The organism is Streptomyces sp. HSS9-12 (genome assembly GCF_054963655.1).
Genome location: NZ_JBUEGC010000031.1, coordinates 26,489 through 49,581, shown reverse-complemented (window position 1 = coordinate 49,581; position 23,093 = coordinate 26,489). Strand labels below are relative to the sequence as shown.

The following is a 23,093-nucleotide window of genomic DNA, read 5'->3' as shown; positions in this document are numbered from 1 at the left end:
GTAGCCGGGGGAAGGGTCAGCGGGTGAGGGAGACGACCATCTTCCCGACGTTCTCGCCGCGCAGCATGCCCAGGAAGGCGTCAACGCCGTTCTCGATGCCCTCGACGACGGTCTCGCGGTACTGCAGCTCGCCGGACCGGATCCATCCGGCGACCTCCTGGACGAACTGCGGCTGGAGCGCCGCGTGATCCCGTACGAGCATCCCCTGCATCCGCAGCCGCTTGCCGATGACGAGGGCCAGGTTCCGCGGAGCAGGCGTCGGCTCGGTCGCGTTGTACTGCGCGATCATGCCGCAGACCGTGATGCGGCCGTGCACGTTGAGGGCACCGATCGCCGCCTCCAGATGCTCACCGCCGACGTTGTCGAAGTAGACGTCGATGCCGTCGGGGGCGGCTGCCCGCAGCTGCTCGGCGACCGGTCCGTTCTTGTAGTTGAAGGCGGCGTCGAAGCCGTACTCCTCGACCAGCAGCTTGACCTTCTCGTCCGAGCCCGCGCTGCCGATGACGCGCGAGGCGCCCTTGAGCTTGGCGATCTGGCCGACCTGACTGCCGACCGCACCCGCCGCTCCGGAGACGAAGACGGCGTCGCCCTCCTTGAACGAGGCGACCTCCAGCAGACCGGCATAGGCGGTCAGCCCCGGCATGCCGAGCACGCCGAGGTACGCGCTCAGCGGGGCGAGGTCCGGGTCAGCCTTCGCGGCGTGCGCCGCGTCCAGCACCGCGTACTCGCGCCAGCCCAGGCCATGCAGCACGTGGTCGCCGACCGCGATGCCCTCGGCGTTCGAGGCGAGGACCTCCCCGACGGCGCCGCCGTCCATCGGCTGGTTCAGCTGGAAGGGCGGTACATACGACTTCACGTCGTTCATCCGGCCGCGCATGTACGGGTCGACGGACATATGCGTGTTGCGGACCAGGATCTGCCCGGGGCCGGGCACGGGGACCTCGGCCTCGCGCAGCGCGAAGTCCTCGGGCTTGGGCCAGCCGTGCGGACGGGCGACCAGGTGCCATTCACGACCGGTCTTCGGCAGTGCGGACATGGAGTGGATGCCTCCTTCTGCGGTGGCTGGGCGTCGGCCTTCAGCTGCGCGGAATACTTCAGATTCTAAAACAACAATGCGACTGAATGTTTCAGCTTGTCAAGCAAAGCGGTAGCCTGAGTGTCATGGCCTCACGTAGCGACCCGCTGACCCTCGAAGTCGTCGAACTCATCGGGACCGTCGTGGCCCGGTACTACGAGGAGTACGAGGACGCGGCGGCGCAGCATTCCCTCACCGGCGCGCAAGCCCGGGTACTGGGACTGCTCTCCCTCGAACCGATGCCCATGCGCAAGCTCGCCCAGAAACTCAAGTGCGAGCCCTCGAACGTCACCGGGATCATCGACCGCCTGGAGGCCCGCGGGCTGGTGGAGCGCCGCCCCGACCCGGCCGACCGCCGGGTCAAGCTGGCCGCCCCCACGGAGGAGGGCCGGGCGACCGCCGCCCGGCTGCGCGACTCGCTGGACTTCGCCCGCGAGCCGCTGGCCGGCCTCTCGGCGCAGGAGCGCACGGTCCTGCGGGACCTGCTCAAGCGCATGCTGGGCCTCGATGCCCAAGGCGGCACGGCCACCTGAGGCCGACGCCCGGACTCAGGCGCACCACCACAGGAAGCGGGTGCAGCTGTGCTGGGGGTCCGGCGGCGGGGTCGAGGACGGAGCCGGGGGCTGCTGAGCGGTCTTCGTGGGTTGCGGGGCCGGCTGCGGGGCGGAAGAGGCAGTGGGCCGGCTGGAGGCCGTCGAGGATACGGCGCTCGGACTGGGCGACTTCTTCTTGGCCTCGGACTTGTCCTTGGCGCTCTCGGACGCCGTGGCCTCCGCGCTCTGTGTGCTCTGGCTGGGAGACGCCGTGCGAGAGGCGTTCCGACCGGGTGTCGCGCTGTGGGTGCCGTCGCCGGCAGACGGCTCGGCGCTGGTCGCCTCGGTCTCGTCCTCCCACGGGGCATGCCACGGTTTCTCCGTGGCGACCTCCGCGACGGTGAAGCCGGTCAGCGCCACGCCCAGCACCACGGCCGCCACGGTCGTTCTTCGACCCCGGCTCTTGGCCCGCCGGCGCCCGCGCCGGTCGGGCGGAACCGCGGCGGCCTTGCGGTCCGCACGTGATTCCGCTCGCCGCTCAGCGCGGCGGCCCTGGCGACGTTCCGCACGACGGTCCGCGCGGCGCCCGGCCGCGCCGCCTTCCGGAGACTCCGGGTCCGGATCGGCCGACTCGGGGTGCTCCGAGGCCGGATCGGCCGGCCCGGGGTAGCCGCGAGCCGGATCGGCCGGCCCGGGGTAGCCGCGAGCCGGATCGGCCGACTCGGGGTAGCCGGGAGCCGGATCGGCCGGCCCCGGGTATTCAGCAGCCGGAGCGACCGACTCGCGGTACTCAGGAGCCGGAGCAGTCGGCCCGGGCCCCTCGGCCACGGCAGGCCCCGGCACGTACATGGGCTCAGGTACGTACGCGGAGTCCGGCGCGGCCCGGCCGCATCCAGGGCAGCACAGGGCGCCGTTGAGGTGCCGTCGGCAGAAAGGGCAGTAATCCATCGCGCCCGCAGATTATGTGTCCGCGGGTAACAGTTGAACCGGCATCTTGTGAGGATTCCGTGACGAGCCCGCATGCCTGGCAGACAGATACGGATTGTTCACCACACGGCCCCGGGTGCCGGCTTGCGGCTGCCGACTGCACGACTGCGCGAGGATGGCCGGCATGACCTCCACCCCGGACTCCGACGAGCGACCCGGCGCGGGGCTGCCCGGCCCGCTGATGTTCCAGCTCGTACTGCTGCGGCGGATGGCCGACTTCCAGGCCCGAACTGGTCGAAACCGCCCTGCGCGAACTCGGTGTCAGCCGGGCCGAGATGCGCGAGACCAACCGTCGTTGGCAGGCCATGACCCGCTCCCAGCCACCGCTGGGAGGTGCCCCCACCCGCAAGGCGCGCAGCGCCGTGCAGCGCTACCGGGCCTGGCTCGGCCCGCCCGAGGAGGTCCGCCACCGCCGAATCGGCGAGCTGACCTGCGAGGCGCTGTACTGGCGGGTGCCGCTCTGGCCGGATCTGCGGTTCGAGGTGCTCACCGCCCCGGGCGGCCAGGTCTGGAACGAGTGGCTCGTACGAGCGCCGGGAGCCTCCGGGCCGCAACTGCGCACGGTGGAGGATCTGCGTCCGTGGTGCTGCACGGTGGACGAGGTGGCGCACGCCTTTCCCCCGGCCCGGCCGATGGAGGGCACGGCTCCGACACGCTGGCGCCTCGCTTTCACCGCCCCGGACACTGGGGGCGAACGCCGTGAATGCGTCGCCGAGTTCACGTGGGGCCTGTTCCAACGGCTACTGGAGGGCTGATCGGACCAAGGGCCACCCATTACCCCTCAGCTAACCTGAAATCCTGTCATATACGGCGAAACTGAGGAGGCGTCCGTGGCCGACACATCAGGCGGCCGGATCGTGGTGGGCGTCGACGGCTCCGAGCACTCACGGGAGGCTCTGCGGTGGGCCGTACGGCAGGCCCGGCTCACCGGCGGCTCGGTGCACGTGGTGATGGCGTGGGAGTGGCCGGGCCCCTACAGCTGGGCCGGGCTGATGCCCGCGGCCCCGGACGACATCGCCATCAACGAGGCAGCGGAACATGTCCTCTCCGAGACGATCAGCGAGACGATCGGGACGCGCCCGTCCGTACCCCTCGCCACCCAGGTCAGCCCGGGCGGCGCCACACAGGTGCTGCTGGAGGCCGCCGAGGGCGCGTCGCTCCTCGTCGTCGGCAGCCGCGGGCACGGCGGCTTCGCGGGCGCGCTGCTCGGCTCGGTCAGCCAGCATGTGACGCAGCACGCGCCGTGCACGGTGGTTGTCGTACGGGATCGCTGACGCTGATCGTCCACCCGGGGGCTCCCATGTGTGGGTGGTGCCGGTGCGTGCCCGGCTGCCGCCTCGGTTTTGCCGGGGGCGGTCGCTGGGTGGGTGGTGCCGGCGCGTACCCGGCTGCCGCCTCGGTTTCGCCGGGAGCGGTCGCCCCATGGGGTGGTGCCGGCGCGTACCCGGCTGCCGCCTCGGTTTGCCGGGGGCGGTCGCCCGGTGGCTGGTGCCGGGGCCGGGGCCTCCGAGGTGGGGGTCCTGGACTGCGCGCCCTCGGGCCTGGCGGCCCTGGACACACTTTTACGTCCAGGACCCCCACCCCTCCGACCCCGACCCCTCCCGTCCGTACCCGCCCCGGACTCAGACCCCTCCCAACTCCCCGGCCGCGGCGGCGCTGACGAAGGCGGCGAAGGCGGCAGGCGTGACAGTGAGTACGGGGCCGTCGGGGTCCTTGGAGTCACGTATCGCCACGGCGCAGGGCTGGGCTGCGATCTCGACGCAGTCGCCTCCGTGGTCGCCGCTGTAGCTGGACTTACTCCACTGGGCGCCGCCGAGCGGGGCGCACTCAACGCAGTCGCCGCCGTGATCGGCGCTGTAGCTGGACTTACGCCACCGTGCTCCGGTCAGCTCCGGGCTGCTCCCCATAGCGCTCCTCCATCATTCGGGCGATCAACTCCGCCGAGTCCTCAACGGACATGGCAGCGGCTTGGAGGAGAGCGTAACGGAGTGTACGTTCCTTGACTTCGCGCGGATCAGCCGTCATGCGCGGCTGATAGCCCTCGTCGTAGACGAGGTCCGGGTGGTCGTCGAAGCGGAGGGCATTGAACGACCCCGGCAGCCCGGCGTGTGCCTCGGCCGAGAACGGCAGCACCTGGATCTGGACCCATTCCCGGTCCCGCAGGCTCAACAGGTGGGCCAGCTGATTCCACATCACCTCGGCACCACCAAGAGGGCGGTGCAGGACCGACTCGTCGAGGATCGCCCACAACAGCGTCGGATTCTCCTCCCGTTCCAGGACGCGCTGGCGCTCCATCCGGGCCGCCACCCGCTCCTCAAGTCGGTCCTGATGTACGGCGCCGAGCACCGCACGCGCGTACCCCTCGGTTTGCAGCAGGCCGTGCACCAGCTGCGCCTGGAAGGTGTAGATGTGGGTGGCGCTGGCCTCCATTTCGGCGTATGGCTGGAACCAACCCGGCAGCTGGCTGCGCATCACCAATTGCCACAGCCTCAACAGGGCGCCCTCCGCGCCCAGGGCCGCATCCACGACCTGTGTGAACTCGCGCGTCGGGACCTTCCGGGCCGTCTCGATCTGACCGATCAGCGAGCCCGTGTAACTGACGATCTCACCAAGCGCATTCTGGGTGAGACCCGCCGCCTCGCGGAAGCGCCGTAGCTCGGCGCCGTAGTAGTGCAGCGGAGACGCGCTCGGGTCCAGCTCTCGGATGTTCACCACGGATAACCCCCTTGCCCAACCCGCCACACCTCACGGCGGGTTGTATTCGCTCCGTAGCCCAACGTAGTCAGCAAGTCTGCTGTCCGTGGCGCGAATTGGATGATTTACCCTCCGCTGATGGACCCCTCAGGGAGTTTCAGCGCTCAGCCCAGAGTCGCCAGGATCTGGGCCTCCACCTCGGGGGCCAGGCCGAGTACGGGCCGGTCGGCACGCTGCGGTGGCTGCCCTCCGATGCCCTGCAGCCACTCCCACGTGTCGGCGACCGTTTCCGCGGCCGGGCGGCACCGCAGTCCCGCCGCGACGGCCTTGGCAACCTCCATGCGGTGGATGAAGTCGTACGTCTCGCCCGGCGGGAGCCAGATGGGCAGGTCCATCCAGGGCTGAACACCGGCCGCGAGGATCGGCTCCGGGTCGGCCCAGCACAGTCGCGCGTCGGAGCCCGTCACATCCACGCACGCCTGAAGCAACTCACCCATCGTCGTATGGCCGGTGGGGCTGACCACGTTGTACGGGCCGGCGAGTCCGCGCTCGGCGGCGTCCAAGGTCCAGGCGGCCAGGTCCCGTGCGTCGATGAACTGGAGCTGGAGATCCGCCGGGCCCGGGGCCAGCACGGGGCCGCCGCGGGCGATCCGGTTGAGCCACCAGGGCAGGCGGCCGATGTCCTCGCCCGGTCCCAGGATCAGGCCCGCCCGGACGAGCAGCGACCGGTCGTCACCGAAGGCGGCCCGGACGGCCAGTTCTCCGCCGGCCTTCGCCCTCGCGTACTCGACCTCGCCGTCGTCGGGCGAGGCCTCGACCACCGGCGCGTTCTCGGCGGCGCCCGGCGGAACGGGGTCGGCGTACACCGACCCGCTGGACACATAGGCGTAAGCCCCGGCCCGGCCGGCGAGCATCCGCGCCGCGTCGCGTACCGCGGAGGGCCGCCCGGTCCAGGTGTCGACGACGAGGTCCCACTCACTCTCGGCCAGCGCGGCGAGTTCGTCCGGATGCAAGCGGTCACCACGCAGGACGGTGGCACCGGCGGGAGGGGGCGGGGTCGTAGGGAGGGGGTTTCTGGACGTAAAAGTGTGCTCAGGGCCGCCAGGCCCGAGAGTGCGCAGTCCAGGAACCCCCTCCCGGAGGCCCCGGACCCGGAACCCACCCACACCGTCCGGCAACTCCCGCGTGCCCCGGTTGAACAGCGTCACCCGCCACCCTCGGGACAGCGCCTCCTCCACGACGGCCGGCCCTACGAACCCCGTCCCGCCCAGCATCAGAAGTCTCATGGTGCACACACTGCCCGCACCCCGGCGGACCGCGGACGACTGCTCGCCGTAAGCGGAATCGCCGTCGGTGAACTGCCCGTTGGCAGGGGGCCGAAGGGCGCCGGGAGGCCGCGAAACGATTCTTCCGGCCGCCTCGCCAACAGCACTCATCAGTAACGTCGCAACGGCTCTGGCGATGCAGTAGCTTGGCGCTCCTTCGGGGACGCCGAGCCTGGTGGGGGGAACAGTGAGCGACGAGATTCAGCTTGCGGACGCGGTGGAGGCTGTGCGCGACGGCCTGTTGGCGGCCGCCACCCGGGCTACGGACAGCGAGATCCGCTTCGAGCTCGGTGAGATCCAGATGGAGTTCACAGTGGAGGTCCGCCGCGACGTACGCGCGAAGGGCGGCGTCAAGGCGTGGGTCATCGACGCGGGCGCGGAGGGGTCGGCCGCCAAGGCCCGTACCCACAAGGTCTCGTTCAGCCTGAAGCCGAAGAACGTCAAGACGGGCCAGGACTGGCTCATCGCCGCCGATGACGAAGGTGATGTCGGCGGCTTCACCGCCGCAGACCGGAGCTGAGCGTGCCCTTGGCCGATGTCGGCGGCCCCGTACCGGAACGAGTGGCCGCCGTCCTGTGCGGAAATCGACAGGGCAGCGGCTATCTGCTCGCACCGTCCATCGTCCTGACCGCCGCCCATGTCGTACGTCAGGCCGCAGGTCCGATCCGTGCCGTCAGCGTCGGCGGCCGTGGCCCCAAGCCCTGCAAGGTCGTGTGGTCGGGTGAGGACTCCGGCTGTGACGTGGCACTACTCCGGGCGGACGAGCCCCTGGTCGCGGACGTTCCGGAAAACGCCCCCTGGCCGAGCATGCACTGGGGCAGGATCCTGACCGCCGAGCCCATCAAGGACTGCGAGGCGATCGGCTTTCCGTATGCCCAGCGGGATGCCCAGGGCCGCCTTGAGAGCGAGCACCTCATCGGTACGCTCAAGCCCGGCAGCGGCCTGCTGGCGGGCCGTTACGTACTCGACAGCGACCATGCGCCGCCCGTATCGCGCGGTGACGACGGCTCCGCGTGGGCCGGCTTCTCCGGCGCCGCGCTGTTCGCGTACGGCCTGCTCGTCGGGGTGGCCAGTGCCGCTCCCGCCGGCTGGCCGGACAGCCGTATCACGCTCACCCCGGTCGCCGACCTTCCGGAGAAGGACCTGTGGTTCTTCAGCGCCTTGAAGCGTCACGGCTGCCCGGTTCCGGAGCTCCGGCCCGCGCACCCGGACGCGGAGTTCGAACGGCGTTACGCCGCCTACGTCGCCGCCAAGCACAGCGAGCTCACGATCTACGGCGTCGACCTCAACCACGGACGCGAGTGGCCTTTGGACGCCTCCTACTTACGTTTGGAGGCCACCTTCACGCATTGCGAGGACGAGGGAGACGGGGGCAGGCCCCCGGCCGCCGCGCACGGCGACCCGTGGCAGCAGCGCACCCCGCTGCTGGCTGATCAGGCCCTGGCCGGCCGGGACCGCGTGCTGCTGCGTGGGGTCGCGGGATCGGGCAAGACCACCCTGATCCAGTGGCTGGCGGTGACCGCGGCCGGCGGTGACGCGAACGAGGACATGGCCTACCTCAAGGGACGCGTTCCGTTCGTCCTCCCCTTGCGCACCCTCATCCGCGACGGAGGTGACCTGCCGTCACCGGAGCGCTTTCTGTCCGGCGTGGGGTGCCCGATCGCGGGCGCCCAGCCGACGGGCTGGGCGGACCGCGTGCTCTCCGCGAGGCGCGGTCTGCTTCTCGTCGACGGTGTCGACGAGATCCCCAATCCGGACCGAGCGCGTACGCGTCAGTGGATCCGCGATCTGATCGCCGCCTATCCGGGGAACCTCTGGCTGGTGACCTCCCGTGAACCGGCTGTCCCTTCGGACTGGCTCGTGCGCGACCGGTTCACCGATCTGGTCCTCGCGCCGATGAACCGGGACGGCGTCAGGGAGTTCGTCACGCGCTGGCACACCGCGACCGGGGCTGACCCGTCTTTGGCCCGCGACGTTCTGACGGCCATCCGTACCCGGCAGGACCTGGCGCGGTTGGCCACGAACCCGCTGATGTGCGCGCTGATCTGCGCCCTCCACCGCGATCGGGAGGGATATCTCCCGCACGGCCGCAGGGAGCTGTATGACGCGGCCCTGGTCATGCTGCTGGAACGCCGGGACCGCGGCAAGGGGATTTCCGAGGCCGTCGGCAAAGAGCTCACGCCGGAGCCACAGGTGCGGCTGCTTCAGAAGCTGGCCTACTGGATGGTCCGCAATCAACAACCCGAACTGGACCGTCATCGCGCCATACGCATCATCGACGACGCCCTTTCCTCCGTTCCGCAGATGGCCAAGGTGGGGGGCGCGGACGACGTTCTGCAGCATCTGCTGTTGCGCAGCGGCATTGTGCGTGAACCGGCACTGGATGCCGTCGACTTCGTCCACCGTACGTTCCAGGACTTCCTGGCCGCGAAGGCCGCCGTGGAGGAGGGCGACTTCGGCCTGCTGCGCGAGAACGCGACGAAGACGCAATGGGAAGACGTGATCCGCATGGCGGTCTCCCATGCCCGGCCCAAGGAATGCGCGACTTTCCTGAAGGACCTGATCGCGCTCGGCGACGAGCGCGGCGACCGGCGTATCCACATCCTCGCCATGGCGTGCCTGGAACACGTATCGGAACTGGACGCCGAGGTGCGCAAATTGGTGGAGGACAGGGTGTCGCGAGTCATTCCACCGCGCAGTTTCGAAGAGGCCAGCGCGCTGATCGAGGCCGGCCCGATCGTCCTGGAACTGCTCCCGGGCCCGGAGAAACTCACCGAGTGGGAGGCGGGATATCTGCTGGAGACGGCCGCGGGCATCGCCGATGATGCGGCGCTTCCGCTGCTCGCCAGGTTTTGCCATGCACCATGGCCCCGGGTGCGGGAACGGGTCGTCGACGCCTGGGGTTCGTTCGAAGCGGCGCGCTATGCCGAGGAGGTGATCTCGTACTTCCCGGACGATGAAGTGCTCACGGTCAGAAGCCCAGAGCAAATGGCGGCCGTGCGGAATCTGGGCGGCTGGCCCCGGCTGCACGTGCGGGGCGACCTCCCTCGAACAGCACTCGCCGAGCCTTTCCCCGGAACGACGCACGAGCTTCTGATCAGCTCGAACCGCTCCCTCACCGACCTCGGCTTCCTCGCCTCCTGGGCGGAGCTGCACAGCCTCACTGTGGCCGGCTGTCCCAACATCACATCGCTCCACGGAGTGGCGTCGTTGCCACATCTGGAATGCTTTTCGGGGGACGTCCGCCTTGTGCCCCCGTGTACGGATTTCCTTCCCCGGAACGCGCCTTTGCGTACGCTCTCGCTGTCCCACGCCGAGGCGCCTGAAGGCTGGCTCCAGGCCATCCGTTACTGGCCTACCTTGCAATACCTCGACTTGGGGATGAGGAACAGCCCATCTGACCGGGCGGATTGGGAGGCGATTCGGAACCTGCCGGAACTGGAACGGCTCACGACGGCGGCGATATCGCTCAACTGCTTCCCACCCCGCCAGACTGCCGCTGGAATCCGGCACCTGACCCTGGTCGGCGACTCTCCGTCCGAGCCGATCCTCACCCTGATCTCGCGGCATTTCCCGAACGTCTCCGTGCTGGATCTCAGCCATTTCCAGGCCGAGTTCCAGACATACGGCCGGACATCGGTTCCGCCGCAACTGAAGCACCTCATCGTCCGCAGTGGAACCGACCTCATCGGTCCGGACGACCGTTCCAGGCTGAACGTCATCGAAATCCCCTGACCGGCCTGCCAGATGTCGTTGGAATATGACACCCGATCTTTGGCCAAAGCTCTCCGGGCATGTACCCCGGTGTCCGGGCTGTCTGAGGGGCAGGCAATAATGGACGGCCTGCTGGTACGAGTCCTCAGTGAACGGGGAGGCACTGCATGGCTGAGCAGTACCGGGTCGACCTTGACGAACTTGATCGGGCCGTCGCTCAGATCCATGCCATGATCCGCCGGATGGAGTCCACAACTCAGAACGTCCGCTATGCGACAGGCCTGGATCGTGAAGCGGTCGGCACGGGATTCGAGGAGGCGTACGGGCTGTACGCCGAACATGCCGCGGCCAAGGCGCATGTGGAGGAGTTTTCCGCTCACCTGATCGCAGTCGCCGAGGAGCTCAGCAGGAAGCTTCGCAAGACCCGTGGTGTCTACGAAGACGCGGAGTACCCCGCCTGACGGCGCTCACCGGCAGGAGAGAAGAAGAGTATGGGCGCGAAGGAGTACGACTATCTGCCGCCAGGACAGCGCTACACCGTCCGGCACTCCACAGCATTTGTGGACAAGACCCTGTCCCAGATGAAGGCCATGGTCGCGCATGCCGACCCGGAGCAGATCCGGGCCACCGGCGAGGCGTGGAGCGCTGTCCACTCCGACCTGGCCGGTGGGGAGGACGGAGGAGTCCTGGGCATGCTCGACCGCATGGTCACTCGGCTGCTGCAGCACTGGGAGGGTGAGGCGGCCGAGGCGTTCGGCAGGGAGGCCGAGAGGTTTCGCCGGAAGATCGCGCATGCCGCCGAGTACGCCCGGTATACATCGATCGCCCTGCAGGGCGCTGCCAACGCCCTGCAGGAGTACAAGGCACATGTCGACGCGCTGAACGGGGACGATGCGCCGCTGAACAGCCTTGCGCAGATTCAGGTTGGACTGTTGGGCCCGGTGAACGCCGAAGGTCTGCTGAACAGCAACCGCAACAGTCTGTCGGACGTACAGAAGCGGCAGATCGAAGCAGCCGTTGTCATGGAGCAGTTGGGAGGGGCGTACAACTCTCACGGCACTGCGATGGCGTCGTGGAGCCGGGAGGGCATCGGCAGCGGGAAGACCCCGGACGCACTGGGCGGTACGGCACCGATAGCGGAAGTCCTCCCGATCCCGTACTCGGTGTCGTTGCCGAACGAGCAGGGCACCAGCCCGGGTTGGGCCCTGCCGCGGGAGCCGCGGGTGCGGACCGCCGCCGTCGGCGGCATCGTCGGCGGAGTGGAGTCCCGCGGCCCCACTGTGCCTGCCGACCAGCGGGGCGGGGCCTGCGAAGCCAGTCCGGGGGTTGCCGGCGGTGTCGTGCACGAGGGCTCGGGCCGTGGCAGGGGCCGCGGCGCACCGCAGCGCGGGGTCGTCGGAGTCCCTGAGGGCGCTGCGGTCCCCGTCACCCCTGCCACCCCCGTCATCAGGCAGGGCGGTTCCGGCCTCCGCCGAGGCCGGAGCGCACCAGGTGGAGCCCCTGGAACCGGCTGAGGGCCGATGTCAACGCAGCCGGAGCACCGAGGCCAGCGCCTCGCCGAACACCCGCTCCGGGTCAGATGACCCACCCTCCGCCCGCCACGCCACGAACCCGTCCGGGCGTACGAGGACCGCGCCGTCGGCCGCCGCGCCATGCGACTCCGCCCAGTTCGCGTCCGGTTCGGGCCGCAGCTCGTGGTCCATGCCGGGGCCGACGCGGTAGGCGTCGAGCGGTACGGCCATCCGCTCGGCGACCCGCTGCGCCGCCGTGTGCCACGCCTCGCCCTCCGGGCCGCTGAGCAGCACCATCGACCGCTCGTAGAGGTCCAGAGTGGACAGCCGTTTGCCATCCCGGCTCAGCCACATGTGCGGCGCCCTGCCACCGACAACTGCCGTCGGCTGGAAGCGCTCCGGGAGCACCGGCATGGCCGGGTCGGAGCCTGCGACCGCGCCGGCCGGATAGCGGTAACCCAGGACCACGGACAGCACGTTGCTCTGCCTGCCGGTGCCGGGTGAGACGTCGTACCCGGGGTGGCTGTGCTCCGCGGAGCGGGCGGAGGCGCGCCGGCTCGTCGCCACGGCCACCGGCTGCCGCTCCTGGCCGTATGTCTCCAGCAGCCCGGGGCCCGCCCAGCCGTCCAGGACCGCGGCCAGCTTCCAGGCGAGGTTGTGGCCGTCCTGAATCCCGGTGTTGGAGCCGAACGCGCCGGTGGGGGACATCTCGTGGGCGGAGTCACCGGCCAGGAAGACCCGGCCGTCGGAGTAGCGCTCCGCCACCCGTTCGGCCGCGTGCCAGGGGGCCTTGCCGGTGATCTCGACCTCCAGGTCGGGCACGCCGGCCGCCCTGCGGATGTGCTCCGCGATGCGCTGGTCGGTGAAGTCCTCCAGCGTCTCGCCGCGGTCGGGCTTCCAGGGCATGTGGAACACCCAGTGCTCGGCGTTGTCCACCGGAAGCAGGGCACCGTCGCCCTCGGGGTTGGTGAGGTAGCAGACGATGAAACGGCGGTCGCCCACCACGTCCGCCAGCCGCTTGGCGCGGAAGGTGATGCTGATGTTGTGGAACAGGTCGCCGCGCCCCGACTGGGTGATGCCGAGCCGTCCTCGCACCGGGCTGCGGGGCCCGTCGGCCGCGACGAGGTAGTCCGCGCGCACCGTACGGCTCTGGCCGGTCTCCCTGCTGCGGACAACGGCGGTCACCCCGTCGGCGTCCTGCTCGAAGGAGACCAGTTCGGTGCTGAACCGGACGTCGCCGCCGAGGTTACGGGCGCACCGCAGCAGTACGGGCTCCAGGTCGTTCTGGCTGCACAGGCACCACCCGGTGGGGCTGAAGCGGGCCAGCGCGCCGCCGGGGTCGATCTGCTTGAACAGCCACTCCTGCTCCGTTCCGGCGAGCGTGTCCGCCTGCAGGATGCCGTGGTTCTCCGCCAGGACCGACGCGGCGTCACGGATCGCCTGCTCCACACCGGCGGTCCGGAACACCTCCATTGTGCGCACATTGTTGCCACGGCCGCGCGGGTGAACCGAGGTGTCCGCGTGCTTCTCGACCAGCAGGTGTCCGATGCCGAGGCGGCTGAGGAAGAGCGAGGTGGACAGTCCCACCAGGGAGCCGCCCACGATCAGGACGGGCACGCGGTCTTCGGCCTTCGGATTCATCAGTAGCTCCAGCCTGTACGGCGGATGGGGGACGGGGCGCGCCGGCGGTCTCGTACGCGGTCGGCGGCTCTCGTATGCGCGGTCGGCGGCGGTCTCGATGCCGCGGCCGGCGGCGCCACGGGGCCCGATGGTTCCTTGCCCGGGTTCCTTGCCCGATCAGGCACGACCCGCCTCGGAATTCACCCGTCCGGCTGTCACATCTCGCGCCATCCGTGCGAGCGGCAGCACGATCGATATTCGAGCGACCAGGCCGTTCGTCCGTTCGGCCGCTTCGCCCGGCCGGACGCCGACAGCAGTCGAAACCGGCGAACAGGCCATCTGCTCGATTCCGAAGGAGTGGAACATGACGACCCAGTCCCAACCCGAGACGCAGTCCGCCTCGCCCGACTCCAGACTTCGCGTCGTGCTGCTGCTGGAGGTCAAGGACGGCGAGGATGAGCGCTTTCTGGAGGCGTACGAGAAGCTCCGCCATCAGGTGGCGTCCGTGCCCGGCCACATCAAGGACCAGCTGTGCCAGTCGATCGAGAACCCCTCGCAGTGGCTGATCACCAGCGAATGGGAAAGCGCGCCCCCCTTCCTGGCCTGGGTGGACAGCCCGGAGCACCGCGAGATGGTGAAGCCGATGCACGGGTGCGTCAACGACACGCGGTCCCTGCGCTTCCACATCCTGCGGGAGACCACCGCAGCGAACTCCAAGGGCTCCCGGGCGTCCTCGTCCGCGCCGGTGGGCGCCGGCCGCGCCGCCAGACAGGCCGGCGGTCCGCAGGCCGGTGCCAAGGGAGGGCCGCCGATGGGGCGGCCGGACGCCGACGGCGTGATCCGGCACGCCCTCACCTTCACGGTCAAGCCCGGCAGCGAGGAGAAGGTCGCCAAGATCCTCGCGGAGTACGAGTCGCCGGCCGCGCAGGCCGACCCGGCCACCCGGCTGCTGCGTACTTCGCTGTTCATGCGGGCCAACCGGGTCGTACGGGCCATCGAGGTGACCGGTGACCTCGGCGCAGCGCTGCGCCATGTCGCCGCCCAGCCCGAGGTCAGGGCGGTCGAGGAGGCCATCAACCCGTACCTGGAGGAGGCCCGCGACCTGGACAACCCGGAGTCCGCCCGCGCGTTCTTCGGCCGCGCCGCACTGCCGTCGGTGCACCACGTGGCGGTCGGTGGCCAACGGCCCAAGGGGCTGCACCGGCACGCCCTGCTGTACCCGGTACGGCCCGGGAAGGGTGCGGATGTCGTCCAGCTGCTGAAGCGTCAGGACGAGCTGGAGACCGCCCGCCGGAGCACGCCGGTCGCCGCCGGCACGATCTTCCACCGCGACGACACGGTCGTGCGCCTGGTCGACCTGCGCGCACCGATGGAGAAGGCACCCGCCGTGGTGGCCGGCGTCAGCGGCCCGGGGGCCGGCTCGGACCTCAGCCGCCTGATCGACCTCCGCGACGGCGACCTGAACAGCGACGCGGGGATCAGGAGCTTCCTCGCCGCCATTGACATGACGCCGGTCACCGACCGCCGCAGCCCCGGCGCGTGACGGCCCGCGACCCGAATGCCCGCCGCACGTCCGCCACACGGTCACCGTGACCGCGACTGGGAGGAAGAGAACATGACCACGCAGTCCCCACGCATCGTGCACATCGACGAGATCAAGCCCAACCGCCGGCGCGGCGGCGACCTGCGCGCCATGCTCACCCCCACCGCTGTGGGCGCCACGAGCGGATTCATGGGGGCGGCCCTCGTACAGCCCGGCGAGCGGATCGGCGAGCACTACCACCCGTACTCCGAGGAGTTCGTGTACGTCGTCAGCGGTGAGCTGGAGGTGGACCTGGACGGGGTGGCGCACCCTCTGCTGCCCGACCAGGCGCTGATGATCCCCCCGTATGTCCGCCACCGTTTCCGCAATGTGGGGAAGACCGAGGCCCGCATGGTCTTCCACCTCGGCCCGCTGGCACCGCGCCCGGATCTCGGGCACGTGGACACCGAGGACACCACGCAGGCTGAGCCTCCCGAACCCGCCGCGGCGGCGTCGTGACCCGGCGCGTAGCAGTCACCGGGATCGGCATCGTCGCACCCGGGGGTGTGGGCATACCGGCCTATTGGGACATGCTCACCAGCGGGCGTACGGCGACCCGCGGCATCACGCTCTTCGATCCCGATGGATTCCGCTCCCGGATCGCCGCGGAGTGCGACTTCGATCCGGCCGCCTGTGGCCTCACCCCCGACCGGATCGCACGGGCCGACCGGTATGTGCAGTTCGCGCTGGTGGCCGCCGCGGAAGCGGTGGGCGACTCCGGATTGGACATCCACGCCAAGGACCCCTGGCGGGTGGGGATTTCCATGGGCACCGCGGTCGGCGGCACCACCCGTCTCGAGCACGACTACGTCGAGGTCAGCGACTCGGGCAGGCAGTGGGATGTGGACCATCTGCTCTCCGGTCCGCATCTGCACCGGGCGTTCTCGCCCAGTGCGCTCGCCTCCGAGGTGGCCGAGGAGTTCGGCGCCCACGGCCAGGTGCAGACCGTCTCCACGGGCTGCACCTCGGGACTGGACGCGATCGGCTACGCCTTCCAGGCCATCGAGGAAAACCGGTTGGACGTCTGCATCGCGGGCGCTTCCGACTCACCGATATCGCCGATCACGGTCGCCTGCTTCGACGCCATCAGGGCGACGTCCGCCAACAATGACGATCCGGCCCACGCCTCCCGGCCGTTCGACGCCCGGCGGGACGGCTTCGTCCTGGGCGAGGGTGCGGCCGTCGTGGTCCTGGAGGAACTGGAGCAGGCCCGCAGCCGGGGTGCCCGGATCTACGGCGAGATCGGCGGCTTCGCCACGTTCGGCAATGCGTACCACATGACCGGGCTGACGCGGGAGGGACTGGAGATGTCCGAAGCGATCAACCGGGCCTTGGACCATGCCCGTATCGACCGTTCCGAGGTCGATTACGTCAACGCCCACGGCTCCGGCACCCAGCAGAACGACCGGCACGAGACCGCGGCGGTCAAGCGGTCGCTGGGCGCGCACGCGTACACGATCCCCATGAGCTCCATCAAATCCATGGTGGGGCACTCGCTCGGTGCGATCGGGGCGATAGAGGTCGTGGCCTGCACCCTGGCACTCGATCACGGCGTCGTACCGCCGACGGCCAACTACGAGACGCCGGACCCGGAGTGCGACCTGGACTACGTGCCGAAGACCGCACGGGCCATGCCACTGCGGACGGTGCTGTCGGTCGGCAGCGGATTCGGCGGCTTCCAGTCCGCGGTCGTCTTGCAGCGGGAGGGGGCGAGGTCACGATGAACACTTCGGCGAACCGCACGGCGGTCGTGACGGGCATGGGCGCGGTCGCCCCCAACGGCGTGGGCACCGAAGCCTTCTGGAAAGCGGTACGGGAAGGCGTGAGCGTGCTGGAGCCCGTGTTCCGCGAGGGGTGCGAGCAACTGCCGCTGAAGGTGGCCGGACACGTCCGCGACTTCGACCCGGCGGCACTGGTGGAGGAGCGTTACCTCGTCCAGACCGACCGGTTCACGCACTTCGCGATGGCGGCGGCCGACCTCGCGCTGGCCGACGCCCTCATCGACACCAGCACGCTGTCACCGTTCGCCGTGGGCGTGGTGACAGCTGCCGGTTCGGGCGGCGGCGAGTTCGGTCAGCGCGAGCTGCAGCAGTTGTGGGGGCGCGGACCGAACTTTGTCGGCCCCTACCAGTCCATCGCCTGGTTCTACGCGGCCAGCACCGGCCAGATCTCCATCCGCGGCGGGTTCAAGGGCCCCTGTGGAGTGGTCGCCGCCGACGAGGCCGGCGGCCTGGATGCCCTCGCGCACGCCTCCCGGAGCATCCGGCACGGGGTGGACGCGGTCGTGGTGGGGGCCGCCGAGGCCCCGCTGGCCCCGTACTCGGTCGTCTGTCAGCTCGGCTATCCGGAGCTCAGCCTGGTCGAGGAACCGGAGCGGGCCTACCGGCCCTTCACCTCCGGCGCCTGCGGGTTCGTACCCGCGGAAGGCGGCGCGATGCTGGTGGTCGAGGAGGAGTCGGTGGCCCGGCGCCGCGGTGCCCGGGTCCGGGCCGTGGTCTTGGGCCACGCCGCGACCTTCTCCGGGGCGTCGCAGTGGGCCGCCTCCCGCGAGGGCCTGTCCCATGCGATCCGCAGCGCCCTGGACCAGGCGCACTGCGCGGCCGAGGAGATCGACGTGGTGTTCGCCGACGCGCTCGGCATGCCCGAGGCGGACCGCGCCGAGGCGCTGGCGATCGCCGACGCCCTGGGCAAGCACGCCGACCGGGTGCCGGTGACCGCCCCCAAGACGGGGTTCGGCCGCGCCTACTGCGGGGCTCCCGTACTGGACACGGTGGCCGCGGCGGTCGCCATGGAGCACGACCTCATACCGCCGACCCCGAATGTCACCGAGGTGTGCCACGACATGGACCTGGTGACCGGCTTCGCCCGTCCGGCCGAGCTGCGGACGGCCCTTGTGCTGAGCCGGGGCCTCCTCGGCTTCAATGCTGCTCTCGTACTCCGGCGAGGCACCGACGCGCCGTCATGACCTCGCCGGCTGCCGGCCGCCCCGGCGCCGGCGGGCACCTTACGCAGACAAGGAGAACCGCCCCATGGACACTCCCCTGACCTTCGACGAGCTGGCCGTCCTGATGAAGGACCGCGCCGGCATCACCGCCGACCCCCGGGAGATGGAGATCCGGCCCGCGATGACCTTCGCGGACTTCGGCCTCGACTCTCTCGGGCTGCTGGGAATCGTGGGCGAGCTGGAGAACCGCCGCAGCACGCCCATCGCCGCGGGTGCCGAACTGTGCAAGACCCCGCACGAATTCCTGGAACACGTCAATGCCTCACTCACGGCAGGAGCCTGACATGAACCCCATTGGACACACCGACAACGAGATCGTCATCGCCGCCCCCCTGGACCTGGTCTGGGACATGACCAACGACCTGGAGAACTGGCCGCAGCTGTTCAGCGAGTACGCCTCGGTCGACGTGCTCGACCGCCAGGGCGACAAGACCACCTTCCGCCTGACCATGCACCCCGACGAGAACGGCAAGGTCTGGAGCTGGGTGTCGGAGCGGGAGACCGACCGCGACGCGCTGACCGTACGCGCCCGCAGGGTCGAGCCGGGCCCGTTCCAGTACATGAACATCCAGTGGGAGTACGAGGAGATCCCGGACGGTACGCGGATGCGCTGGATCCAGGACTTCGCGATGAAGCCCGAAGCGCCCGTCGACGACGCCGGGATGACCGAGCACATCAACCGCAACTCCCGGATCCAGATGGAGCTCATCCGGGACAAGGTCGAGGCGCGGGCCCGTGGGACGGAGCGGGGTCGTACGGCACCTGTCAACTGACCTGTACCGCTCATCGGAAAGGACATGCCCATGCACCGCGCTCTGATCGTCGCCCGGATGAAACCGGAATCGAGTACCGACATCGCCGAGGTGTTCGCGGCCTCCGACCGCGGAGAGCTGCCGCACCTGATCGGCGTACGCGGCCGCAGCCTGTTCCAGTTCAACGACCTGTATCTGCATCTCATCGAGGCAGACCGGCCACCCGGGCCGGAAGTCGCCCGGGTGAAGGACCACCCCGAATTCCGGGACATCAGCGAACAGCTCTCCGCCTATGTGTCGGCGTACGACCCGGAAACCTGGCGGGAGCCCAAGGACGCCATGGCCCGCGAGTTCTACCGCTGGGAGTTGGGACCTCGCGGCGGCAGCCGGGGAGGCGCCGGCAGGGCATAACGGCCGCGGCGAAGGCCTGAGAACTGCTACCGGAGCTGGAGGACCCCACCATGGTCGAGATCGACGACAGGCCGGCCGCCGGAGCACCTCAGTGGGTGCGGTGCGAACGCTGCGCCGGCCTCGTCTACGGCAAGCGGTTCAGCCGCAGCCTGGGCGTATGCCCGGACTGCGGCTGGCACGCCCACCTCACTGCGCCCCAGCGGCTGGACCACCTGCTCGACCCCGGCTCCACCACGCCGCTCGAGCATGTGGAGCCCGTGCACGATCCGCTCGGTTTCGTCGACACCCGGCCCTACGCGGACCGGCTGGAGGAGGCACAGGCCGCGACCGGCCTGCGGGAGGCCGTGGTCTGCGTACAGGCCCGGATCGAGGGCCGGCCTGTCGTCGTGGCCGCCATGGACTTCCGGTTTCTCGGCGGCAGCCTGGGCTGCGGGGTCGGCGCGCTCATCACGGAGGCGGCCCAGACCAGCCTGCGGCTGCGCATCCCGCTGCTGCTCGTCACCGCCTCGGGCGGCGCGCGTATGCAGGAGGGCGTCCTGTCCCTGATGCAGATGGCCAAGACCGCCCAGGCGTTGGCCGAACTCCACGAGGCCGGCATCCTCGTGGTGTCGCTGATCACCGATCCGACGTACGGGGGTGTGGCCGCCTCCTTCGCCACCCTCGCGGATGTGATCATCGCGGAGCCCGGCGCGCGCCTGGGCTTCGCCGGACCGCGGGTCATCGAGCAGACCACCCGGCAGCGCCTGCCGGAGGGCTTCCAGACGGCCGAATTCCTGCTGCAGCACGGCATGGTGGACGCCGTCGTACCGCGGGCCGCGCTCCGGGCGACGCTCGGCTCACTCCTCGGCCTGAGCGCGGCGGAGGCGGGCCGGACATGCCCCGCCCAGCCACGCCGCTCCCCGCCCGCCCCGATCCTGCGCCGCCCGGAGGACGTACCGGAGCGGGACCCCTGGGACGCGGTACGGCTCGCCCGCCACCCCGACCGGCCCACCGCACAGGACTACATCGACCATCTGGTGGACGACTTCCAGGAACTGCACGGCGACCGGCTCGCCGAGGACTGCCCCGCCATCATCGGCGGGCCGGGCCGGCTGGACGGCATCCCGGTGATGCTGATCGGCCACCACAAGGGCGGACCCGGCCTGGCCGAACGGCAGCGCCGGCTGTTCGGCATGGCCACCCCGGGCGGCTACCGCAAGGCGGCCCGGCTGATGCGGCTGGCCGCCAAGCTCGGCCTGCCGGTGGTCACACTGATCGACACCCCGGGGGCCAACCCCGGGGCGGACGCCGAGAAGGGCGGCCAGGCGCTCGCCATCGCGGAGAACCTGCGGCTGATGTCCCAGCTGCCGGTGCCCATCGTCGCGGTGCTCATCGGCGAGGGCGGCAGCGGCGGTGCGCTGGCCCTCGCCGTCGCCGACCGGGTCCTGGTCAGCGCGGGTGGTGTCTATTCCGTCATCAGCCCCGAGGGCTGCGCCGCGATCCTGTGGAAGAACCCCGAGGCCGTGCCCGCCGCGGCAGCGGCGCTGCGCCTGCACGCCCGGGAACTGCTACGGCTCGGCGTCGTCGACGGTGTCGTGCCGGAGCCTCCGGAGGGCGCACACCAGGACCACGCGGGCGCGGCCGCAACTCTCGGCGACGCGCTCGCCACAACTCTCGACGAACTTGTCCCGTGGGACACCGAGCGGCTCCTGCGGATGCGCAGAAGCCGCTTCCACCGCTTCGGGGTCGAGACGGACACGCTTGCCGGAAGAGGTGCATCGTGACGGTGAACAACAGCAAGTCATACAACCACGACAACGGCCCCCGGGCGGTCGTCCTCAAGGACGGACTGGTCCGCGGCACCATGAAACCGCCTGTCGACACCGATCTGGACTCGGTGTGCCGCAGCGTGACGGAGCTGGCGAAGGCGGCGCCCACACCGCCGCTCAGGGTCAAGCTGCAGCACGGCCAAACCATCGTGGAAATGGAGTGGGCGGACCAGTCGGAGGCCGGCGGCGCGCCCGTCCCGAAGGCCGGCACCGAGTCCCCGCCCGCCGTGGCGGCCGCGCCCCCTGCGCAGCCGCCGCCCGCTGCGGACGACACCCTGAGTTACGTGTGCGCCCCGATGGTGGGCACCTTCTACCACTCCCCCGAGCCGGACGCGCCGCCGTTCGTCTCGGTCGGCGACGTCGTACGGCCCGGACAGTCCGTCGGCATCCTCGAGGTCATGAAGATGATGAGCCCCGTGGAGGCGGATGTCGCGGGGCGGGTCGTGGAGATCCTGGTGCCGAACGCCCAATCCGTGGAGTTCCAGCAGCGACTGATCGCCGTGGAGCCCGTTTCCGGCGACGAACAGGCAGCCCCGTGATGAGGAAGGCGGCAAGCAGGCCCCCATGTCCACCGCAGAGAGGTGATCCGCATGTTCTCGACCGTCCTCGTCGCCAATCGCGGTGAAATCGCCCTGCGGGTGGCCCGCACCTGCCGTGAGCTGGGGATGCGGACCATCGCGGTCCACTCCACCGCGGACCGGGATTCCGCGGTCGTCCGGTTCGCAGACGAGGCCGTACACATAGGCCCTCCAGCGGCCAAGGGCAGCTATCTCAGCGTGCCCTCGATCATCGAAGCGGCCCTGCGCACCAGGGCGGAGGCCATCCACCCGGGATACGGATTCCTCTCGGAGGACCCGGACTTCGCGGAGGTCTGCGAGGCCAACGGAATCACCTTCATCGGCCCGTCCGCGCAGGTCATGCAGCAGCTGGGCGACAAAGCGTCGGCCCGCTCGCTGATGGCGGAGGCGGGCCTTCCCGTGCTGCCCGGCAGTACGGGAGCACTGGCCACGCCCGCGGAGGCCAAGGAGGTGGCCCAGCGCGTCGGCTACCCGGTGATCCTCAAGGCCGTGGCGGGCGGCGGCGGCCGCGGCATGGCTGTCGTCCGCAACCCCGACAGCCTCATGCGCGCCTTCAACGAGACCCGCGCCCACGCGCGTGCCGTCTTCGGCGATGAACGCCTGTATCTGGAGCGGTTCATCGAGGGCGCCCGCCACATCGAGGTCCAGGTGCTGTGCGACCGTCATGGCTCGGCGGTCCACCTCGGCGAGCGCGACTGCTCGGTGCAGCGGCGGCACCAGAAGCTGGTGGAGGAGGCCCCCGCGCCGAATCTGCCGCAGGAGGTGCGGGATGCCCTGTGCACCGCGGCGGTGCGCGGGGCGGCCTCGATCGGCTACGTCGGTGCGGGCACCTTCGAGTTCGTGCTGACTCCGGGCCATGAGTTCTATCTGATGGAGATCAACTGCCGGCTGCAGGTCGAGCATCCGGTGACCGAGATGGTCACCGGGATCGACATCGTCCGCGAGCAGATCCTCATCGCCGCCGGTCTGCCCATGTCGTTGCGCCAGGAAGACATCACAGCCCGTGGAGTGGCCCTGGAGTGCCGGGTCAACGCCGAGGACCCGGCCCGTGACTTCATGCCGACACCGGGCCTGCTGACCGAGTTCGTACCGCCCGGAGGCCCGTTCGTACGGGTGGACACGCATGCCTATCCGGGCTGGCTGGTGGGGCCGGACTACGACTCCCTGCTGGCGAAGGCCGTGGTGTGGGCGCCGGACCGCGCGCAGGCGCTCGCGCGTATGGACCGGGCGCTGGCCGAGTTCCGGGTCGACGGCAACGGCGTACGGACCACGTGCGGCTTTCTGCGGCGGACGCTGGCGCGCCCGGAATTCCGGGCCGCGGTGCACACGACCGGACTCGTGGCCGTCATGTCCGAGGAGGCGGCGAGGGACGCGGCGCGGCACAGCGAACCGACTGTGACTTCCCTGACACGCGGGGCGAACGGGTGACGGCGGCCGCTATGTCCACCCGAAAGCCACACAGAACCATCCGAATGCCCCAGTCTCCGGTGGCAGGGGTG

General features: G+C 70.2%; 23 protein-coding genes and 1 pseudogene. 17 read left to right on the top strand and 7 right to left on the bottom strand.

What is annotated here, in order from left to right; all coding sequences use genetic code 11:
* Positions 1 to 16 precede the first annotated feature (16 nt).
* Positions 17 to 1,036 (bottom strand): NADP-dependent oxidoreductase, encoded by a 1,020-nt coding sequence (locus tag ACY34J_RS18015; protein WP_462727526.1) that lies wholly within the window; start codon positions 1,034 to 1,036, stop codon positions 17 to 19.
* A gap of 125 nt (positions 1,037 to 1,161) precedes the next feature.
* On the opposite strand from ACY34J_RS18015, the gene ACY34J_RS18010 reads away from it, so the two are divergent.
* Positions 1,162 to 1,608 carry a MarR family winged helix-turn-helix transcriptional regulator gene (locus ACY34J_RS18010; RefSeq protein WP_462727527.1) on the top strand — a complete coding sequence of 149 codons (447 nt, stop codon included), beginning with the start codon at positions 1,162 to 1,164 and terminating at the stop codon, positions 1,606 to 1,608.
* 15 nt (positions 1,609 to 1,623) lie between these two features.
* Here the strand turns inward: ACY34J_RS18010 and ACY34J_RS18005 are convergent, their stop codons facing one another.
* Positions 1,624 to 2,556: a hypothetical protein gene (locus ACY34J_RS18005; protein WP_462727528.1), complete on the bottom strand. Its 933-nt coding sequence runs from the start codon at positions 2,554 to 2,556 to the stop codon at positions 1,624 to 1,626.
* 163 nt (positions 2,557 to 2,719) lie between these two features.
* Here ACY34J_RS18005 and ACY34J_RS18000 point away from each other — a divergent pair.
* Together ACY34J_RS18000 and ACY34J_RS17995 are read left to right on the top strand one after the other, a co-directional pair.
* Positions 2,720 to 3,350 (top strand): annotated as a pseudogene (locus tag ACY34J_RS18000) (hypothetical protein).
* A 75-nt stretch (positions 3,351 to 3,425) separates the two neighbouring features.
* Entirely contained in the window at positions 3,426 to 3,869 is a 444-nt protein-coding gene (locus ACY34J_RS17995; RefSeq protein WP_462727529.1) for a universal stress protein, read from the top strand.
* Between the two features lie 348 nt (positions 3,870 to 4,217).
* Here the strand turns inward: ACY34J_RS17995 and ACY34J_RS17990 are convergent, their stop codons facing one another.
* From ACY34J_RS17990 to ACY34J_RS17980, 3 genes are all read right to left on the bottom strand, one after another.
* Positions 4,218 to 4,502, bottom strand: a complete 285-nt coding sequence (locus ACY34J_RS17990) for a DUF397 domain-containing protein (protein WP_462727530.1) — start codon at positions 4,500 to 4,502, stop codon at positions 4,218 to 4,220.
* Positions 4,462 to 5,310 (bottom strand): helix-turn-helix domain-containing protein, encoded by an 849-nt coding sequence (locus tag ACY34J_RS17985; RefSeq protein WP_462727531.1) that lies wholly within the window; start codon positions 5,308 to 5,310, stop codon positions 4,462 to 4,464. Before ACY34J_RS17985 ends, ACY34J_RS17990 begins: the two co-directional genes overlap by 41 nt.
* A 143-nt stretch (positions 5,311 to 5,453) precedes the next feature.
* Positions 5,454 to 6,575 (bottom strand): NAD-dependent epimerase/dehydratase family protein, encoded by a 1,122-nt coding sequence (locus tag ACY34J_RS17980; protein ID WP_462727532.1) that lies wholly within the window; start codon positions 6,573 to 6,575, stop codon positions 5,454 to 5,456.
* A 226-nt stretch (positions 6,576 to 6,801) separates the two neighbouring features.
* On the opposite strand from ACY34J_RS17980, the gene ACY34J_RS17975 reads away from it, so the two are divergent.
* The 4 genes from ACY34J_RS17975 to ACY34J_RS17960 all read left to right on the top strand — a co-directional run bounded on the left by ACY34J_RS17975 (position 6,802) and on the right by ACY34J_RS17960 (position 11,842).
* A complete protein-coding gene (locus ACY34J_RS17975) occupies positions 6,802 to 7,134 on the top strand; it encodes a trypco2 family protein (RefSeq protein ID WP_462727533.1) in 333 nt (110 codons plus the stop codon).
* A gap of 2 nt (positions 7,135 to 7,136) precedes the next feature.
* Entirely contained in the window at positions 7,137 to 10,349 is a 3,213-nt protein-coding gene (locus ACY34J_RS17970) for an NACHT domain-containing protein (RefSeq protein ID WP_462727534.1), read from the top strand.
* 146 nt (positions 10,350 to 10,495) lie between these two features.
* On the top strand, positions 10,496 to 10,789 hold the full coding sequence (locus ACY34J_RS17965; protein WP_462727535.1) for a hypothetical protein: 294 nt from the start codon (positions 10,496 to 10,498) through the stop codon (positions 10,787 to 10,789).
* Between the two features lie 30 nt (positions 10,790 to 10,819).
* On the top strand, positions 10,820 to 11,842 hold the full coding sequence (locus tag ACY34J_RS17960) for a WXG100 family type VII secretion target (RefSeq protein WP_462727536.1): 1,023 nt from the start codon (positions 10,820 to 10,822) through the stop codon (positions 11,840 to 11,842).
* 9 nt (positions 11,843 to 11,851) lie between these two features.
* Here the strand turns inward: ACY34J_RS17960 and ACY34J_RS17955 are convergent, their stop codons facing one another.
* Together ACY34J_RS17955 and ACY34J_RS17950 are read right to left on the bottom strand one after the other, a co-directional pair.
* Positions 11,852 to 13,480 carry an FAD-dependent oxidoreductase gene (locus ACY34J_RS17955; protein ID WP_462727537.1) on the bottom strand — a complete coding sequence of 543 codons (1,629 nt, stop codon included), beginning with the start codon at positions 13,478 to 13,480 and terminating at the stop codon, positions 11,852 to 11,854.
* 156 nt (positions 13,481 to 13,636) lie between these two features.
* On the bottom strand, positions 13,637 to 13,825 hold the full coding sequence (locus ACY34J_RS17950; RefSeq protein ID WP_462727538.1) for a hypothetical protein: 189 nt from the start codon (positions 13,823 to 13,825) through the stop codon (positions 13,637 to 13,639).
* Here ACY34J_RS17950 and ACY34J_RS17945 point away from each other — a divergent pair.
* The 10 genes from ACY34J_RS17945 to ACY34J_RS17900 all read left to right on the top strand — a co-directional run bounded on the left by ACY34J_RS17945 (position 13,824) and on the right by ACY34J_RS17900 (position 23,022).
* On the top strand, positions 13,824 to 15,002 hold the full coding sequence (locus ACY34J_RS17945) for a SchA/CurD-like domain-containing protein (protein ID WP_462727539.1): 1,179 nt from the start codon (positions 13,824 to 13,826) through the stop codon (positions 15,000 to 15,002). The two genes, ACY34J_RS17950 and ACY34J_RS17945, sit on opposite strands and share 2 nt — an antisense overlap.
* A gap of 72 nt (positions 15,003 to 15,074) precedes the next feature.
* The gene (locus tag ACY34J_RS17940) at positions 15,075 to 15,500 is read left to right on the top strand and encodes a cupin domain-containing protein (protein WP_462727540.1); all 426 of its coding nucleotides are present in this window, start codon (positions 15,075 to 15,077) and stop codon (positions 15,498 to 15,500) included.
* On the top strand, positions 15,497 to 16,765 hold the full coding sequence (locus tag ACY34J_RS17935) for a beta-ketoacyl-[acyl-carrier-protein] synthase family protein (RefSeq protein WP_462727541.1): 1,269 nt from the start codon (positions 15,497 to 15,499) through the stop codon (positions 16,763 to 16,765). Before ACY34J_RS17940 ends, ACY34J_RS17935 begins: the two co-directional genes overlap by 4 nt.
* Entirely contained in the window at positions 16,762 to 18,006 is a 1,245-nt protein-coding gene (locus tag ACY34J_RS17930) for a beta-ketoacyl synthase N-terminal-like domain-containing protein (RefSeq protein ID WP_462727542.1), read from the top strand. Before ACY34J_RS17935 ends, ACY34J_RS17930 begins: the two co-directional genes overlap by 4 nt.
* Before the next feature lie 64 nt (positions 18,007 to 18,070).
* Positions 18,071 to 18,328 carry an acyl carrier protein gene (locus ACY34J_RS17925; RefSeq protein ID WP_462727543.1) on the top strand — a complete coding sequence of 86 codons (258 nt, stop codon included), beginning with the start codon at positions 18,071 to 18,073 and terminating at the stop codon, positions 18,326 to 18,328.
* Between the two features lies 1 nt (position 18,329).
* A complete protein-coding gene (locus tag ACY34J_RS17920) occupies positions 18,330 to 18,818 on the top strand; it encodes an SRPBCC family protein (RefSeq protein ID WP_462727544.1) in 489 nt (162 codons plus the stop codon).
* A 30-nt stretch (positions 18,819 to 18,848) separates the two neighbouring features.
* Positions 18,849 to 19,208, top strand: coding sequence for a TcmI family type II polyketide cyclase (locus ACY34J_RS17915; protein ID WP_462727545.1), 360 nt, complete (start codon positions 18,849 to 18,851; stop codon positions 19,206 to 19,208).
* A 50-nt stretch (positions 19,209 to 19,258) separates the two neighbouring features.
* Positions 19,259 to 20,971, top strand: a complete 1,713-nt coding sequence (accD, locus tag ACY34J_RS17910; protein ID WP_462727546.1) for an acetyl-CoA carboxylase, carboxyltransferase subunit beta — start codon at positions 19,259 to 19,261, stop codon at positions 20,969 to 20,971.
* A 2-nt stretch (positions 20,972 to 20,973) separates the two neighbouring features.
* The gene (accB, locus tag ACY34J_RS17905; RefSeq protein WP_462727547.1) at positions 20,974 to 21,555 is read left to right on the top strand and encodes an acetyl-CoA carboxylase biotin carboxyl carrier protein; all 582 of its coding nucleotides are present in this window, start codon (positions 20,974 to 20,976) and stop codon (positions 21,553 to 21,555) included.
* Between the two features lie 51 nt (positions 21,556 to 21,606).
* Positions 21,607 to 23,022, top strand: coding sequence for an acetyl-CoA carboxylase biotin carboxylase subunit (locus ACY34J_RS17900; protein ID WP_462727548.1), 1,416 nt, complete (start codon positions 21,607 to 21,609; stop codon positions 23,020 to 23,022).
* Positions 23,023 to 23,093 lie beyond the last annotated feature (71 nt).